The organism is Rhodococcus sp. B7740 (genome assembly GCF_000954115.1).
Taxonomy (GTDB): Bacteria; Actinomycetota; Actinomycetes; order Mycobacteriales; family Mycobacteriaceae; genus Rhodococcoides.
The window spans coordinates 1,466,964-1,482,016 of sequence record NZ_CP010797.1 but is presented as its reverse complement, the minus strand read 5'-3'; the positions used below and the strand labels follow the sequence as shown (position 1 = coordinate 1,482,016).

Genomic DNA, 15,053 nt, shown 5'->3' with positions numbered 1-15,053 from the left:
GAAGATTCCCCTGTCAGCCAGATCGCCGCCCGCCTTCGTGTATCTCGACCGAACGTCCGGCGCGGAACTCCGGGCACGAAGGGAATTGGCTGTGCAGCGAAATGGGAGTGTTCCCGAACCGGGATATCCGTTCAGTGCGATCGTCGGTCAGGATCAGCTGAGGTTGTCGCTGATTCTGTGCGCCGTACACCCAGGTATCGGCGGCGTACTGGTTCGAGGAGAAAAGGGCACCGCGAAATCGACGGTGGTGCGCGCGCTCGCGACCCTACTGCCCGCCGTGGACGACGAGGACGGGTCGCGCCCGGCGAAGCTCGTCGAACTTCCAGTGGGGGCAACCGAGGACCGAGTGGTGGGGTCCATCGACCTCGAGAAGGTTCTGCGCGACGGCGAACGTGCATTTCAACCCGGTCTCCTCGCGGCCGCGCACCGTGGTGTTCTCTACGTCGACGAAGTGAACCTGCTGCACGATCATCTGGTCGACGTGCTGCTGGACGCGGCCGCGATGGGCCGGGTGCACGTCGAGCGTGACGGTGTATCTCATTCTCACCCTGCACAATTCGTACTCGTCGGCACGATGAATCCCGAGGAGGGCGAGCTACGTCCGCAGCTGCTCGACCGCTTCGGTCTGGCAGTGGAGGTGACGGCATCGCGGGACGTGGACGTCCGCATGAACGTCGTCCGCCGCCGGATGAACTACGAGCGTGATCCGCACGCGTTCGCCGCAGAATTCCGCAACGACGACATCGCCGTGGCCGAGCAGATTCTGGCCGCCCGCAAAATTCTCGACGACGTGGTGTTGAGCGACAAGGAACTTCGTCGCATCGCCGCGCTGTGTGCCTCCTTCGACGTCGACGGCATGCGTGCCGATCTTGTGCTGGCGCGTACCGCGTCCGCGCACGCCGCCTGGCGAGGGGCGAGCGAGGTGGCCGAGGAAGACGTGCGAATCGCCGCCGAACTGGCTCTGCCGCACCGGCGTCGGCGCGACCCCTTCGACGAGCCGGGAATCGACGACAAGCAGTTGGACGACGCCATGCGCGACGCTGCGGAACAGGCCGAGCAACAACCCGACCCGGACCCCGATCCCGACGGCGGGGGAGCGCCCGAGCCCGAGGCCCCCGACGATGGGTCCCAGTCCCAGTCCTCCGACTCCGAGTCCTCCGATTCACGCGACGAGTCGAAGCAACCACCGCCGTCCTCGGGTGCCGGCAGCGAGAAGCAGGCGGGCACGCCGGGAGCACAGTTCAGAGCGCGGTTGCTCGAGGTTCCAGGAGTGGGCGAGGGCGCGCCCGGCCGACGGTCGCGGTCGCGGTCCTCGCACGGACGGTCGGTACGGCCCACTGTCGAGCCAGGCAGAGGTCTGCACCTGGTGGGCACCCTCTTCGCCGCGGCCGAGCAGCAGGTCGTCCGCGGCCGCACCGCCGGCCGGTTGAAGCTCGAGCCCGCGGACCTGCGGGGCGCGATCAAGGAGGGGCGTGAAGGCAACCTGATCGTCTTCGTCGTCGACGCCTCGGGATCGATGGCTGCGCGAGATCGGCTCTCCGCGGTGACCGGTGCGGTGCTGTCGCTGCTGCGCGATGCGTATCAGCGCCGCGACAAGGTTGCCGTGATCACCGTGCGCGGCACGCAAGCCGAGACCGTACTGCCACCGACGTCGTCGGTGGACGTGGCCGTCACTCGATTGCGGAAGATGAAGACCGGCGGTAGGTCGCCACTGGCGCAGGGATTTCTGCAGGCGCGTGAACTCGTTCTGCGAGAGCGTGTTCGAGATCCGCTGCGCCGCGCTCTGCTGGTCGCGCTCACCGACGGACGGGCCACCGGCGGTACCGATCCGGTCGGCCGGGCCCGCATCGCCGCCCGGCGCATCGCGTCGGACAAGATCGCCTCCGTCGTGGTGGACTGCGAATCGGGAATGGTCCGCCTCGGACTCGCTGCCGATTTCGCGGCGTGCCTCGGCGGTGGCTACGTGGCCCTCGCGGACCTGTCGGCCGAGCAGGTCGCCGCTGTCGTTCGCGCAGCGGCGTAGGAGTACGCGATGCCTCAGGGTGTACCGGCTCCTGGAACCGTTCCGCAGGACGGCCTCACGACGCGTCAGCGCCGCAATCTGCCCGTGCTAGCGGTGCACACCGGACCGGGCAAGGGGAAATCGACGGCCGCATTCGGGATGGCGTTGCGGGCCTGGAATCAAGGATTCGACGTCGGAGTGTTCCAGTTCGTCAAGAGCGCCAAGTGGAAGGTCGGCGAGGAAGCGGCGTTTCGCACACTCGGCGACCTGCACGAGAGCACCGGGGTCGGCGGAGCCGTCGAATGGCACAAGATGGGCGAGGGGTGGTCGTGGACCCGCAAGAAGGGCAGCGACGTCGACCACGCCGAGGCGGCAGCAGAGGGTTGGCGGGAGATCGCCCGGCGGATCGAGCAGGAGTCACACCGCTTCTACGTGTTGGACGAGTTCACCTACCCGCTCAAGTGGGGTTGGGTCGACGTCGCGGAGGTGGTCGAGGTTCTGACCCATCGACCGGGCAACCAACACGTCGTCATCACCGGACGGGATGCGCCCCATGAGCTGATCGAGGCCGCGGATCTCGTGACCGAGATGGCAAAGGTCAAGCACCCGATGGATGCCGGCCGCAAAGGACAGCGAGGCATCGAATGGTGACTCCGTCGTGCCCCGCCGTGGTCATTGCGGCCCCCGCGTCGGGCAGCGGAAAGACGACGGTGGCAACCGGGCTGATGGGTGCGCTGCGCAGCGCCGGCCGCACCGTCGCCCCGTTCAAGGTGGGGCCGGACTACATCGACCCCGGTTATCACTCGCTCGCCGCCGGGCTCCCCGGCCGCAACCTCGACGCCGTGATGGTCGGTGCCGACCGCATCGGCCCCTTGTTCCGACACGGCAGTCGAGGCTGCGACATCGCGGTCGTCGAGGGCGTCATGGGACTGTTCGACGGCAAGATCGACATGACCGGCCCGGGGGAGGCGTCTGCCGAGGGATCGACCGCACGGGTGGCCGCGATGCTCGGTGCGCCGGTGATCCTGGTGGTCGACGCCCGCGGGCACAGTCAGTCGCTCGCCGCTGTGCTGCACGGGTTCTCGACGTTCGATGCCAGCGTCCGCATCGGGGGTGTGATTCTCAATCGCGTCGGCAGTCAGCGGCACGAGGACGTGTTGCGTCAAGCGTGCGAACGGGTGGGTGTTCCGGTACTCGGCGCGCTGCCGCGCATGAGCGAACTGGTCGTCCCGTCACGGCACCTGGGGCTGATCACAGCGGTCGAACACGGTGGTGCCGCAACCGATGCCGTGGACGCGATGAGCGCCCTGGTCTCGCGATTCGTCGACATCGAGGCTGTGAGCGCACTGGCTCGATCGTCGGTGACCGCGCCGCAGTGGTCCCCGGAGGACGAGGTACGCACCTGCGAGGGATCGCCCGTGATAGCGGTGGCGGGTGGACCGGCATTCACCTTCGGCTACACCGAACACGTCGAACTGCTCCGCGCGGCCGGGGCCGATGTGGCCGTGTTCGACCCGCTGCGTGACGGATTGCCCACCGGCACAGCAGGAGTCGTACTACCCGGCGGATTCCCGGAGGAACACGCAGCCGCACTGTCGGCGAACGAGGTGTTGCTCGCCGACATTCGAGCCGCGGCGGCCCAGGGATTGCCGATCCACGCCGAATGCGCCGGATTGCTGTATCTGGCAAGGCGATTGGACGGTCATGCCATGGCCGGGGTCGTCGATGTGGACGCGGAATTCGGGAACACCCTCACTCTGGGATACCGCGACGCGGTTGCCCTCGAATCGTCGACACTGTTCGACGCGGGTACCCGCGTCACCGGCCACGAGTTCCATCGCACGAAGCTCGTCGTGGGAGTGGAGCCTGCAGGAACGAACCGATCCAGGGACGTGCGCGAGGCGGTGTCGGCCGCCTGGGGCTGGCACAGGCAGAACCCCGACGGCAGAACTGCAGTGCGCGAGGGCTTCGTGCAGGGCGGCGTCCACGCGTCGTATCTGCACACCCACGCCGCAGGCAATTCCGAGTCGATCACCCGATTCGTCTCGGCCGCCGTCGATTACGCGCGCGTGTAAGAGAGGTCGCGAGATGCGGGTGGTCGTCGGAATCGGTGCCCGAGCCGGCGTCGGCTCCGCCGCCGTCGTGGCCGCGATCGCCACGGTGCTGCAACCGGACTGGCGTGTCGAGGCCATCGCCTCGATCGACCGGAAAGCAGAACTGGTGGCGGCGGTGGCGTCGAGCATGGGGGTTCGGGGAGTGACCTACTCGGCGAGGGAACTGTCGACCGTCGTCACGCCGACGACATCGGTTCGGGTGCTCCGTGCCGTCGGAAGTGCCAGCGTCGCCGAGGCGGCGGCGTTGCTGGCCGGCGGTTCGACGCAGTTGACGGTGCCCAGGTTCGGTTCGGCCGGTGTCACCGTTGCCGTGGTCGAGCTCTGCCTTGACGGTGGACCGGGGGTTCGGGCCATCCTGTAGGTATGACCGAGACGATGACAGCCGTTGCCTACACCCGCTCGCTTCCGATCGACGACCCCGCCAGCCTCACCGATGTCGTCGTCGACGTGCCCGCCGTGCGGCCGCGAGACCTGCTGGTCGAGGTGCGAGCCGTGTCGGTGAACCCGGTCGATGTCAAGGTCCGTGCCGGCAACGATCCGCAGGGCGAGCCGAAGGTGCTCGGGTTCGACGCCGCTGGTGTGGTGCGCGCTGTCGGCGCCGAGGTCACCATGTTCGCGCCGGGGGACGAGGTCTACTACGCAGGAGACATCGGCCGACCCGGGACCGACTCGCAGCTCCATGCGGTGGACGAACGCATCGTGGCGAAGAAACCGACGACCCTCGATTTCGCACAGGCCGCGGCGTTACCGCTGACCGTGATCACTGCATGGGAAGGACTGTTCGACAAGCTCCGCATCACTGCCGAGACCACCGGAACCTTGCTGATGGTCGGTGCCACCGGAGGTGTGGGATCTGTTGTGCTGCAACTACTTCGGACCCTGGTTCCTGGTGTGCGCGGGATCGCGACGGCAGCGGGTGAGGACGCGGTGGAGTGGGTTCGTTCTCTCGGAGCAGCCGAGGTGGTCGATCACCACCGCGACCTTCGCGACGAAGTACGCAAAGTGGCACCGGACGGCATCGACTACGTGTTCACTGCCCATTCCGCCGGCCAGGTCGAGATCTATGCGGACCTGTTGACGCCGTTCGGACAGATAGTGGCGATCGACGATCCCGAGACACTCGACGTTCTCCCGCTGAAGACGAAGGCGATCTCCTGGCACTGGGAATTCATGTTCGCTCGCCCGATGCACGAGACTGCGGATCTGATTCGTCAGCACGAGCTACTGACCAGGGTGGCCGAACTCGTCGATGCGGGTTCGGTGCGGACGACCGCGACGACGGTCCTCTCTCCGATCGACGCCGAGCAGCTACGCGAAGCGCACCGGTTGGTCGAGACCGGACACGTACGGGGCAAGGTCGTGGTCGCGGCCCGTTCCTGAGGACCGATCCGCGCCACCGACTGGCGAAAGCGGGCCGACGCAGGCAATGTGGATCCAATGACTTCCGACAGCATCGTCCTGCTCGGCCCGATCGTCCGGTACGTCGGCACCGAGACGGCGACCCTGTGGTTCGAGATGGCCGAATCGTCGACGGTTTCCGTGGTCACCGACGCCGGCGTCCGGGGTTCCGAACGAACGTGGGGAGTGCACGGCCACCATTACGCGCTGGTACCGCTCGAAGGACTGCCGGCCAACGCAACGGTGAACTACGAGGTGTTCGTCGACGAGCGTCGCGTGTGGCCCCCGGAAGGTCGGACGGCGGCCATCCACACCGTCGACGCCGAGGGACCCGTCACGTTGGCCTTCGGGTCGTGTCGGCGCGGTGACAACTACAGCGACGAATCCTTGAAACAGATCGGGGCCGACGCCTTGGCCGGGCTGGGCAACGCGCTGATCGAGCAGGATCCGAGTCGATGGCCGCAGGCGCTGCTGCTCCTCGGTGACCAGGTCTACGCCGACGACCCGTCCCCGGAGATCGTCGAACGACTCCAGGCGCGCCGAAGCTCGGGCGAGGGACCGCAGAGCGCCATCGGTACCGACGCGGAGAACGAGATCTGCGATTTCGAGGAGTACTCCTGGCTGTACCGGGAATCGTGGGGACTCGAGCCGGTACGGACTCTGATGGCGAGCATCCCGTCGTGCATGATCCTCGACGACCACGATCTGCGCGACGACTGGAACTCGTCGGCCTCCTGGCGTCGGGACATCGTGACACGGCCGTGGTGGAACGATCGTGTGGTCGGCGCGTACTCGTCCTACTGGGTGTACCAGCACCTGGGCAACCTCTCGCCCAAGGAGCTGGCGCAGGACGAGATGTACGCCGCAGTTCGGTCTGCCGACACCGACACCGAGCGGGAGAAGCTGTTGGCCGACTTCGCGTTACGTGTCGACCGCAGGCCCGAGACCGGACGATGGAGCTTCTACCGAGATTTCGGCGACACTCGGTTGATCATGATCGACTCGCGGTGCTCACGGAATCTGGATCCGAACAACAGAGAGATGGTCGACGAGAAGGAGTGGGCGTGGGTACGCGAGCGCGCACTCGAGAAGACCCCGCGACATCTGCTGTTCGGGTCGTCGTTGCCCTATCTCATGCTGCCCGCCCTGCACTACCTCGAACAGTGGAACGAGGCCGTGGCACAGGGCAGTTGGGGGTCGGTGTCGGCCAAGGTGGCCGAGAAGATGCGGATCGGCCTCGACCTCGAACACTGGGCGGCCTTCACCAACTCCTTCAACGACATGGCGGCGTTGACGCGTGAGCTCTCTCGCGGCGAGAACACACCCGCCTCGATCATGTGGCTCTCGGGCGACGTGCACTGCTCGTACGTGGCGAACGCGGACTTCGGGGTCGGCGGGCGCGAGGTACCGGCCACGTATCAGCTGACAATGTCGCCGTTCCGCAATCCGCTCGATCTGCCGATTCGCGCCGTCAACAAGCTGGCCATCAAACGTCCCGCTGCCCGCATTCTGTCGAAGCTGGCGCGGGCGGCACACGTGGGCCCGTCCGGTGTCGAGTGGGAGGCCGAGGCGGGCCCCTGGTTCGACAACGGTGTCATGTTGCTGACCCTGCACGGCGACTCGGCTCGGTTGCGGGTGCACCACGCGCACGTCGACGATGCGGGCAAACAGGTGCTCACCGAGACGTCGGTCCTGGCCCTCGCCTAGCGGACGAGTAAACGATTGGCCATCGCCGGGCCGATGAGGTTGGCTGGTTCGTTGTGGCCCACCTCGAACTGAACGACATCGTCTACTTCCTGCCCGACGGACGACAGCTGCTCAACGGTGTCGGGTTTCGCGTCGGCGACGGTGCCAAGACGGCGTTGATCGGTCCCAACGGAACCGGCAAGACGACACTGACGCGGATCATCGCGGGGGACGAGACCCCCGACGAAGGATCGGTGTCGAGTTCGGGCTCACTCGGGGTGATGCGGCAGTTCGTCGGTCAGCTGCGAGACGACTCGACCGTGCGTGATCTGCTGCTGTCGGTTGCGTCGCCGGCCGTGCAGACGGCCGCTGCGGCCCTCGACGCCGCCGAGAACACGATGATCGAGGTCGACGACGAGAAGACCCAGATGAAATACGCGCAGGCCCTCTCCGATTGGGGTGACGTCGGCGGTTACGACCTCGAACCGTTCTGGGACAAGGTCACCACTGCTGCACTCGGAATGCCGTTCGACCGCGCGAAGTGGCGCGCTGCGTCGACCCTCAGTGGCGGCGAGCAGAAGCGTCTCGTGCTCGAGGCTCTGTTCGCCGGCTCGGACAATCTGCTCCTTCTCGACGAGCCGGACAACTACCTCGATGTGCCGGGCAAGCGCTGGCTCGAAGCGACCATTCGCGACTCCGACAAGTCCGTCCTGTTCATCAGCCACGACCGGGAACTCATCGCCAACGCCGCGAACCGGATCGTGACGCTGGAACCGGGCGTCAGCGGTGCCACCTCGTGGGTGCACGGCGGCGGGTTCGCGACCTACCACGCCGCGCGTGAGGACCGGAATGCTCGGCTCGACGAACTACGACGGCGGTGGGACGAGGAACTGGTCAAACTTCGGGCGCTGGTGCTGCGTCTGCGAGAGAAGGCCAAGTTCAACGACGGTGTCGCTGCTCGGTACCACGCGTCGCAGACTCGGCTGGCCAAGTTCGAGGAGGCCGGGCCGCCCGAGGCGGTGCCGCTGAAGCAGCACGTCACCGTTCGGCTGCGTGGCGGCCGAACAGCCAAGCGCGCGTTGGTGTGTACGGCGCTGGAACTGACCGGACTGATGAAGCCCTTCGACACCGAGATCTGGTACGGCGACCGCGTTGCGGTGTTGGGCTCCAACGGTTCCGGTAAATCGCATTTCCTCAGGTTGCTGGCCAACGGTGGCACCGATCCCGAGAAGGAGCACGAGCCGGTTCAGGAACTGGCACTCGATCCGGTTCCGCACACCGGCACCGCGGTGCTCGGCGCTCGCGTCCGGCCCGGTCTGTTCGCGCAGACCCACACTCGTCCGGATCTCGCGGGCAACACGCTGCTCGACATCTTGCACATGGGCAACGAACATCGTGACGGTATGGGCCGCGAGGCCGCAGGACGGGCATTGGACCGCTACGGTCTGGCCCGAGCCGCCGAGCAGTCCTACGACAACCTCTCCGGCGGCCAACAGGCGCGCGTGCAGATTCTGCTGCTCGAACTGTCCGGTGCCACCCTGTTGCTGCTGGACGAGCCGACCGACAACCTCGACCTCATGTCTGCCGATGCACTCGAAGACGCGATCGCCGCGTTCGACGGCACCGTCATCGCCGTGACGCACGACCGGTGGTTCGCCCGCAGCTTCGACCGATTCCTCGTGTTCGGCAGCACCGGTCAGGCCTACGAATCCGACGAGCCCGTATGGGACGAGAAGCGGGTGCAGCGCGCGCGGTAGCGTTTCCTCTCGTGAACGCGACTGACTCTCCCTATCTGGTCGGCCTCAATCTGGAAGGTCGACGCGTCGTCGTGGTCGGTGGAGGCACCGTCGCGCAGCGTCGATTGCCACTGCTCATCTCCTGTGGTGCCGTGGTGCACGTCATCACCCGCGAGGCCACACCGGCAGTCGAGGCGATGGCGACCTTCGGACAGGTGACGATGGAATTGCGTGACTATCGAGAGGGCGACCTCGCCGACGCCTGGTACGCCGTCGCCTGCACCGACGAGGCCGAGACCAACATCGCGATCGTCGCCGAGGCGACCGCGTCCAGGATCTTCTGCGTGAGAGCCGATATCGCCAAGGACGGCACCGCCGTCACCCCGGCGTCGGCCGAATGGGACGGTCTGACCCTCGGCGTCCTCGCCGGCGGTGAGCACCGTCGATCGGCCGCGGTGCGCAATGCCGTGATCGACGCTCTGCAGTCCGGTGTGGTCGCCGATTCGGCGCATGCGCCGTTGACCGGCGTGGCACTGGTGGGTGGGGGACCGGGCGATCCGGACCTCATCACCGTCCGCGGCCGCAGGTTGCTCGCCTACGCCGACGTCGTGGTGGCCGATCGGCTCGCACCGCCCGAGCTGCTCGCCGAATTGGGTCCGCACGTGGAGGTCATCGACGCCTCGAAGATTCCGTACGGCCGCGCGATGGCGCAGGAGGCCATCAACCAGGCGCTGATCGACGGAGCGAAGGCAGGCAAGTTCGTCGTCCGGCTCAAGGGCGGCGACCCCTACGTGTTCGGTCGGGGATACGAAGAACTCGAAGCGCTCGCCGCCGAGGGAATCCCGGTCACGGTGGTGCCCGGAATCACCAGCGCCATCTCGGTACCCTCGTCCGCCGGGATACCGGTGACGCACCGCGCCGTCACCCACGAGTTCGTCGTCGTCAGCGGCCACGTGGCACCCGACCATCCCGATTCGCTCGTCGACTGGAATGCGCTGGCCAAGCTCAAGGGCACCATCGTGTTGCTGATGGCCGTCGAACGCATCGGTCTGTTCGCCGACGTTCTCATCGCCGGTGGTCGGCCGTCCGACACCCCGGTGATCGTCGTTCAGGAAGGCACCATGCGCACCCAGCGCGAAGTGCGCGCCACTCTGAGCACCGTCGCCGATGCTGTTCGCGACGCGGAGATCAGGCCTCCGGCCATCGTGGTCATCGGAACCGTTGCCGGTTTCTCTGTACACGCCGGTAACGTGAACGCCCGTGCCTGAATCATCGATGCCCGATACCTCCAGCACCGAGGTCAAGTACCCGGTGACGACCCGCGCGTTCGGGTTGGCGATCATCGTCCTGAGCGGCCTGCAGTTGATGGTGGTGCTCGACGGCACCGTCGCCAATCTCGCTCTGGCACCGTTGCAGGCCGATCTGGGTCTCTCCGATGCCGGACGCAACTGGGTGCTCACCTCGTACGCCCTCGCCTTCGGCGGGCTGATGCTCCTGGGCGGCAGACTCGGCGACGCCTTCGGCCGCAAGAAGATGTTCCTGGCCGGCGTCGTACTGTTCACCGTCGCCTCCCTGCTGTGCGGGCTCGCGGTCAACGAGGCGACGCTGGTAGCGGCTCGTGCGCTCCAAGGCGTCGGAGCCGCGGTGGCGTCGCCCACGGCGTTCGCGTTGGTGGCGACCACGTTCGCGCCGGGCCCGGTTCGAAATCAGGCCATCGCGATCTACGCGGCCATGACCGGTGTCGGCTCCATCGCCGGGCTGATCATCGGCGGTGCGTTGACCGAGGTGTCGTGGCGGTGGATCTTCCTGATCAACGTCCCCATCGGTGTCGTCATCGTGGTGCTCGCAGTCGTGTCGCTGCAGGAGACGGTGGGGGCGAGGCTACCGCTCGACGTGCCGGGAGCGATTCTGGCGACGCTCGGCTGCACCGGCGTTGTGTTGGCTCTGAGCGAGGGCACCGAACTGGGCTGGACCAACCCGATCGTCATCGTCTCGCTGCTCGCCGGCCTGCTGTTCCTCGGGTTGTTCCTGATGGTCGAGCGACGCGCCGACAACCCACTGCTTCCGTTCTCGCTGTTCGGCAGCCGAGACCGCGTGGCGACGTTCGTGGCCATCTTCTTCGCCGGTGGGGTGATGTTCTGCCTCGCCGCGTACGTGGCACTGTTCGTTCAGGACATCCTGGGATACAGCCCGTTGCACGCGGGCCTGGCGTTCGTGCCGTTCGCCTTCGGGCTCGGTGCCGCCGCATTCCTGGCCTCGCAGCTGGTGACGCGCATCGCCCCACGGTGGCTGATTCTGAGCGGTGCCGTCATCATGGTCGGTTGGCTGATGGTGTCGGTTGCGACCATGAACGCAGACTCGTCGTACTTCCCCGGACTGTTCTTCCCCGTCATCGGCATCGGATTCGGCGTCGGCCTGACGGTCGTGCCGCTCCCGCTGTGCGCCATCGCCGGAGTGAGCCCCACCGAGATCGGCCCCTTGACCGCCATCGCCCTGGTTGCTCAGACCCTCGGCGGGCCCTTGGCGCTGGCCGTGATCGGCGCGCTGGTGACCTCCCGCACCCTGTCGTTGGGCGGCATTTCCGGACCGGCGACGCTGATGAACGACACCCAGCTCGATGCGTTGAGCTCGGGCTACATGTTCGCGCTGTTCTGCTGCGCCGTCTGCGCCGTGGTCGCGGGAATCGCTGCGGTGTTCATTCGTTTCACCCCGCAGCAGGTCGCACAGGCCCAGGCCGCTCAGGAAAACGCCCAGAAGGGGTAACGAGCAGCGCCGATCACACGCCGAGGACGGCCTTGGCGATGAGGAAGTAGACGATCAATCCCGTCGCGTCGCAGAAGGTGGAGATGAAGGGTGTCGAGAAGACCGCCGGGTCGACACCGATCTTTCTGGCGATCAGCGGCATCGCTCCGCCGACAGTGGCTGCGAGTGTGCAGATCGACAACAGCGTCGTGCCGATGACGAGCCCGAGGTGCCAGTCGTAGACGAGTCCTGCGATCACGAAGCCGAGGGTGCCGAGCATCGCACCCATCGTCGCTCCGACCCGAATCTCGCGAAACAGCACCGCGGCTATGTCTCGCGGTCGCACGTCACCGAGCGCGAGTGCCCGCGTGACGGTGGTCGCGGCCTGCGAGCCGGTGTTGCCGCCGGTTCCGGTCAGCAGCGGAATGAACAGCGCGAGAGTGACGACGGCGGCGAGCGCGTGCTCGAAGATCTCGAGCACCTGCACCGTGAGGATCGCCGACAGCGCCAGCACCAGCAACCACACCACGCGGGAGCGAACGATGGACAGCACAGGCGTCGACAGATACGGCCTGCGCAGCGGCTCCGAGCCGCCGGCGCGGGCAGCGTCCTCGTCCTCGGCTTCTTCCAGGATTCGTGACGACTGCTCGAGGGTGAGAATGCCGATCAGCCGTTGCTCGGAATCGACCACGACCACTGCAGGACTGCGGTGCTCGAAGCACAGTCGGGCAGCTTCCTCCGCCGACGAATCGGCCTTGACCACCGGATGATCCGAGTACAGCTTGCCGACGGGAGTGGTCGGTGCCGCAGTCGCCAGATCGGCGAGGGTCACCACCCCCAGTAGAGTTCGGTGATCGTCGGTGATCGGTAACAGGTACACCGACTCGGCGTCCGAGCCGGTGCGTCGCACGGCATCGAGTGCGTCGGCAGTGGTCGCGGCACTGCGCAGCCGAACGAACTCCGGACTCATGCGGCGACCGACCGACCCGCGCTCGTACCCCAGCATGGGGGCGGTGAGCGCGCGCTCGTCGGGAGACAGGCCAACCAACAGTCGATGTGCCACGTTGGACGGGAGTTCGTCGAGAAGTTCGACACGGTCGTCGGGGTCGAGATCCTCGAACAGAGCGATCACATCGTCACTGCGAAGACTCTCGAACAACTCGCCGCGAACGGTGGCGTCGAACCGCTCGAAGACCGTGACCGCTTCGTCCTTCGGCAGCAAACGAAACAACACCGCTCGTCGAGACGAGTCGACCCGCTCAAGCATGCGCACCGCATCGGTGGTCGACAGCTCGGCCATCAGGGTGGACAAGGCGGCCATGTCGCGGTCGGTCAGCAGATCGGACGTACGGGTCATGATGTCGTCGAGAGTTTCGGGCACGGAACCATTTTGCCTTGCGTACGAGCGGTGGACTCGAACACCTCAGCGCGAGAGGTCCGCTCGATCCGCCGCAGCCTGCCCCGAATCCCAGCCCTCGGCGTCCAGGCGGGGCCGCGCATCGGCTTCGCCGTCGGGAACAGTCGATCGAACTCGGCTTCGACGGCGACGGTCTGCGCGGCGAGAATCGGTAGCAGATCACCTGATTCGTGACGGGCCTCTTCGAGTGCGAGCGCGTCGGCATCGGTGAGGCGGTCTCCGATGCGGACGGCATAGGCGTACAGAAACGCCTTGCCGAACGCCGCCGATCCGGCTTTCCTGCGCTTCTTCGCCTGCGGTGAATGCCCGAGGGCGCGCGTTGCCTGAACCAGCAGAGAGGTGAACAGCAACTCGATCTGTTCCACGTCCACCGGAGCCCCGACCAGGGTTGCGACGGCGAACTCCGGATCCCAGATCGCCTTGACGCGGTTGGCGGTTGCGACGACGTGCAGCAGTTGCGCCTTGGCGGGCGCATGGGGGCCGTCGACATGTACCCGTCGGCCGTGAATGTCGATGTGGCCCTGAGAGAGCAGCATGGTGTCGATGGAGTAGCGCGTCATCAACTCCTGCGCCTTGGCCGTCAGTGTCTCGGCCTCCTCCTCGAAATCCGTGGCGTCGGCCTTGGCCAGCAGACCGCGAATCTTGCTCAGCATCTTGGTGTTCGGTGAGTCGGTACCGGCGACACCGGTCACCGTGGGACGAGTGCGCGGCCACTGGGACGGCTTGGGGCCGAGTTGAGGCCACCGGGGCAGCGTCTGCCATCGGCCGAGCAGGGTGAGCACGTCGAGCCACTGATCACTGGCTGCGATGTAATCGGACTTACCCGAGGAGGCCAGGTACGCGGTCAGGAAATCGGGCGTGGCCTCCACCCGCGCCGCAACCTTGGGGAACTGCTCACAGATCGTGGACATCTGATCCACCCAGTCCTGCGGGGCCCGTGCATCGGCGTCGGTGAGGTCGGCCTGATGCAGCAGCACCGCGGCAGCGAGATCGGCGACGGCCACCGTGTGCTGACGCCGCACGACATGCACCAGATCCATGGGCTGCCAGCCGTTTTCGTACATCGCCTCGATCATGTTCGTCAGCGCCCGAGAGCCGAGTTCGGTCGCGTCCATCGACACCAGCCGATCCGCGACGTCGTCGGCGACGCGCTGGCTCCTGGTCTTGCCGACCGATGCGTCGGCACCGAGGCGGAGCAGTCCCGGAATGTCGTTCATTCGGTGAGCACGATCAATTCGGTGTTCGACGCCACTTCGACCCGAAGGCCGGCCTTGGACGCAACGCGCGCAACAGCTTTCACGTCCTTCGGCTCGGCGGTGGTCAGGGTCAATGCGCGTGCCAGCAGACCCTTGTGATGCTTGTTGAAGTGGCTCACCACCGATCGGCTGCCGTCGGGCTTCTCGGTGAGCACCGTTGCGGTGATCGCGCCCGGGACGGGACCGAGTTGTTGATAGGTGCCCGATCGCAGGTCGACGACGATCCCCTCGTCCTCGGCGTCGATGGCATCGGAGAGTTCGGGCTTCCAATGTGATCGCAGCGTCCCGAAATTCGGAACGGTCGAGCCACCGGAGAGACGGTAGGACGGAATCGGATCGGAGGCACGGACGGCCCCGAACAGTGCCGAGCCGATCCACAGCCTCGCGTTCGCTCTGGCCCGACCGGCACGGGTGAACGACGCCGCGTCGAGGGCGTCGTAGAGCACGCCGGTGTACCGCTGCAGCGCAGGGGTGGTGGGTGAGGTCCACAACCGGGCGTTGCGTTCGATCTCGTCGACCTGAGTGGGGCCGAGGCCGAGCGCCGTGATCGATGCGTCGACGTCGCTGGACAGTTCCACCAGCGCGTCGGCGAGCTTTCGGCGAAGCGGCGTCAGCGAGGGCAACGACAGGCGGTCCAGATCGAGGGGTGCTCCGGAACCGCCGTCGGACTTCGTCTCGGAGGGAGGCAGCAGAATCAGCACG

At 66.6% G+C, this 15,053-nt stretch carries 12 protein-coding genes; 9 read left to right on the top strand and 3 right to left on the bottom strand.

Going from position 1 to position 15,053, the window contains the following annotated elements:
- The first annotated feature begins 85 nt into the window (after nucleotides 1-85).
- From NY08_RS06785 to NY08_RS06745, 9 genes are read left to right on the top strand one after another with little or no spacing between them, the layout of a single operon-like run.
- Nucleotides 86-2,023: a magnesium chelatase subunit D family protein gene (locus tag NY08_RS06785; RefSeq protein ID WP_045199874.1), complete on the top strand. Its 1,938-nt coding sequence runs from the start codon at nucleotides 86-88 to the stop codon at nucleotides 2,021-2,023.
- A gap of 9 nt (nucleotides 2,024-2,032) precedes the next feature.
- Nucleotides 2,033-2,653, top strand: a complete 621-nt coding sequence (gene cobO, locus NY08_RS06780) for a cob(I)yrinic acid a,c-diamide adenosyltransferase (protein ID WP_032397822.1) — start codon at nucleotides 2,033-2,035, stop codon at nucleotides 2,651-2,653.
- On the top strand, nucleotides 2,647-4,077 hold the full coding sequence (locus tag NY08_RS06775; RefSeq protein WP_045195549.1) for a cobyrinate a,c-diamide synthase: 1,431 nt from the start codon (nucleotides 2,647-2,649) through the stop codon (nucleotides 4,075-4,077). Before cobO ends, NY08_RS06775 begins: the two co-directional genes overlap by 7 nt.
- A 13-nt stretch (nucleotides 4,078-4,090) precedes the next feature.
- Complete coding sequence (locus NY08_RS06770) at nucleotides 4,091-4,477, top strand: cobalamin biosynthesis protein (RefSeq protein WP_045195548.1); 387 nt, start codon at nucleotides 4,091-4,093, stop codon at nucleotides 4,475-4,477.
- A 2-nt stretch (nucleotides 4,478-4,479) separates the two neighbouring features.
- Nucleotides 4,480-5,496, top strand: coding sequence for a zinc-binding alcohol dehydrogenase family protein (locus NY08_RS06765; RefSeq protein ID WP_045195547.1), 1,017 nt, complete (start codon nucleotides 4,480-4,482; stop codon nucleotides 5,494-5,496).
- Nucleotides 5,497-5,553: 57 nt separating this feature from the next.
- A complete protein-coding gene (locus tag NY08_RS06760) occupies nucleotides 5,554-7,221 on the top strand; it encodes a DUF7800 domain-containing protein (RefSeq protein WP_045195545.1) in 1,668 nt (555 codons plus the stop codon).
- 53 nt (nucleotides 7,222-7,274) lie between these two features.
- Complete coding sequence (locus NY08_RS06755; RefSeq protein ID WP_045195543.1) at nucleotides 7,275-8,957, top strand: ATP-binding cassette domain-containing protein; 1,683 nt, start codon at nucleotides 7,275-7,277, stop codon at nucleotides 8,955-8,957.
- An 11-nt stretch (nucleotides 8,958-8,968) separates the two neighbouring features.
- On the top strand, nucleotides 8,969-10,204 hold the full coding sequence (cobA, locus tag NY08_RS06750; protein WP_032398366.1) for a uroporphyrinogen-III C-methyltransferase: 1,236 nt from the start codon (nucleotides 8,969-8,971) through the stop codon (nucleotides 10,202-10,204).
- A gap of 7 nt (nucleotides 10,205-10,211) precedes the next feature.
- Nucleotides 10,212-11,699, top strand: coding sequence for an MFS transporter (locus NY08_RS06745; protein ID WP_045195540.1), 1,488 nt, complete (start codon nucleotides 10,212-10,214; stop codon nucleotides 11,697-11,699).
- Nucleotides 11,700-11,712: 13 nt separating this feature from the next.
- Here the strand turns inward: NY08_RS06745 and mgtE are convergent, their stop codons facing one another.
- Genes mgtE through yaaA form a run of 3 tightly spaced genes read right to left on the bottom strand, consistent with a single transcriptional unit; the run spans nucleotide 11,713 to nucleotide 15,052 of the window.
- Nucleotides 11,713-13,059: a magnesium transporter gene (gene mgtE / locus NY08_RS06740; protein ID WP_094638050.1), complete on the bottom strand. Its 1,347-nt coding sequence runs from the start codon at nucleotides 13,057-13,059 to the stop codon at nucleotides 11,713-11,715.
- Nucleotides 13,032-14,312, bottom strand: a complete 1,281-nt coding sequence (locus tag NY08_RS06735) for a DUF2786 domain-containing protein (RefSeq protein ID WP_235387131.1) — start codon at nucleotides 14,310-14,312, stop codon at nucleotides 13,032-13,034. Before NY08_RS06735 ends, mgtE begins: the two co-directional genes overlap by 28 nt.
- Complete coding sequence (gene yaaA, locus NY08_RS06730) at nucleotides 14,309-15,052, bottom strand: peroxide stress protein YaaA (protein ID WP_045195537.1); 744 nt, start codon at nucleotides 15,050-15,052, stop codon at nucleotides 14,309-14,311. Before yaaA ends, NY08_RS06735 begins: the two co-directional genes overlap by 4 nt.
- Nucleotide 15,053: the final 1 nt, after the last annotated feature.

Coding starts and splice junctions, on each gene's coding strand:
- cobO (WP_032397822.1), top strand. CDS start 2,033: ATGCCTCAGGGTGTACCGGCTCCTGGAACCGTTCCGCAGGACGGCCTC.
- NY08_RS06775 (WP_045195549.1), top strand. CDS start 2,647: ATGGTGACTCCGTCGTGCCCCGCCGTGGTCATTGCGGCCCCCGCGTCG.
- NY08_RS06770 (WP_045195548.1), top strand. CDS start 4,091: ATGCGGGTGGTCGTCGGAATCGGTGCCCGAGCCGGCGTCGGCTCCGCC.
- NY08_RS06765 (WP_045195547.1), top strand. CDS start 4,480: ATGACCGAGACGATGACAGCCGTTGCCTACACCCGCTCGCTTCCGATC.
- NY08_RS06760 (WP_045195545.1), top strand. CDS start 5,554: ATGACTTCCGACAGCATCGTCCTGCTCGGCCCGATCGTCCGGTACGTC.
- NY08_RS06745 (WP_045195540.1), top strand. CDS start 10,212: ATGCCCGATACCTCCAGCACCGAGGTCAAGTACCCGGTGACGACCCGC.
- NY08_RS06735 (WP_235387131.1), bottom strand. CDS start 14,312: ATGAACGACATTCCGGGACTGCTCCGCCTCGGTGCCGACGCATCGGTC.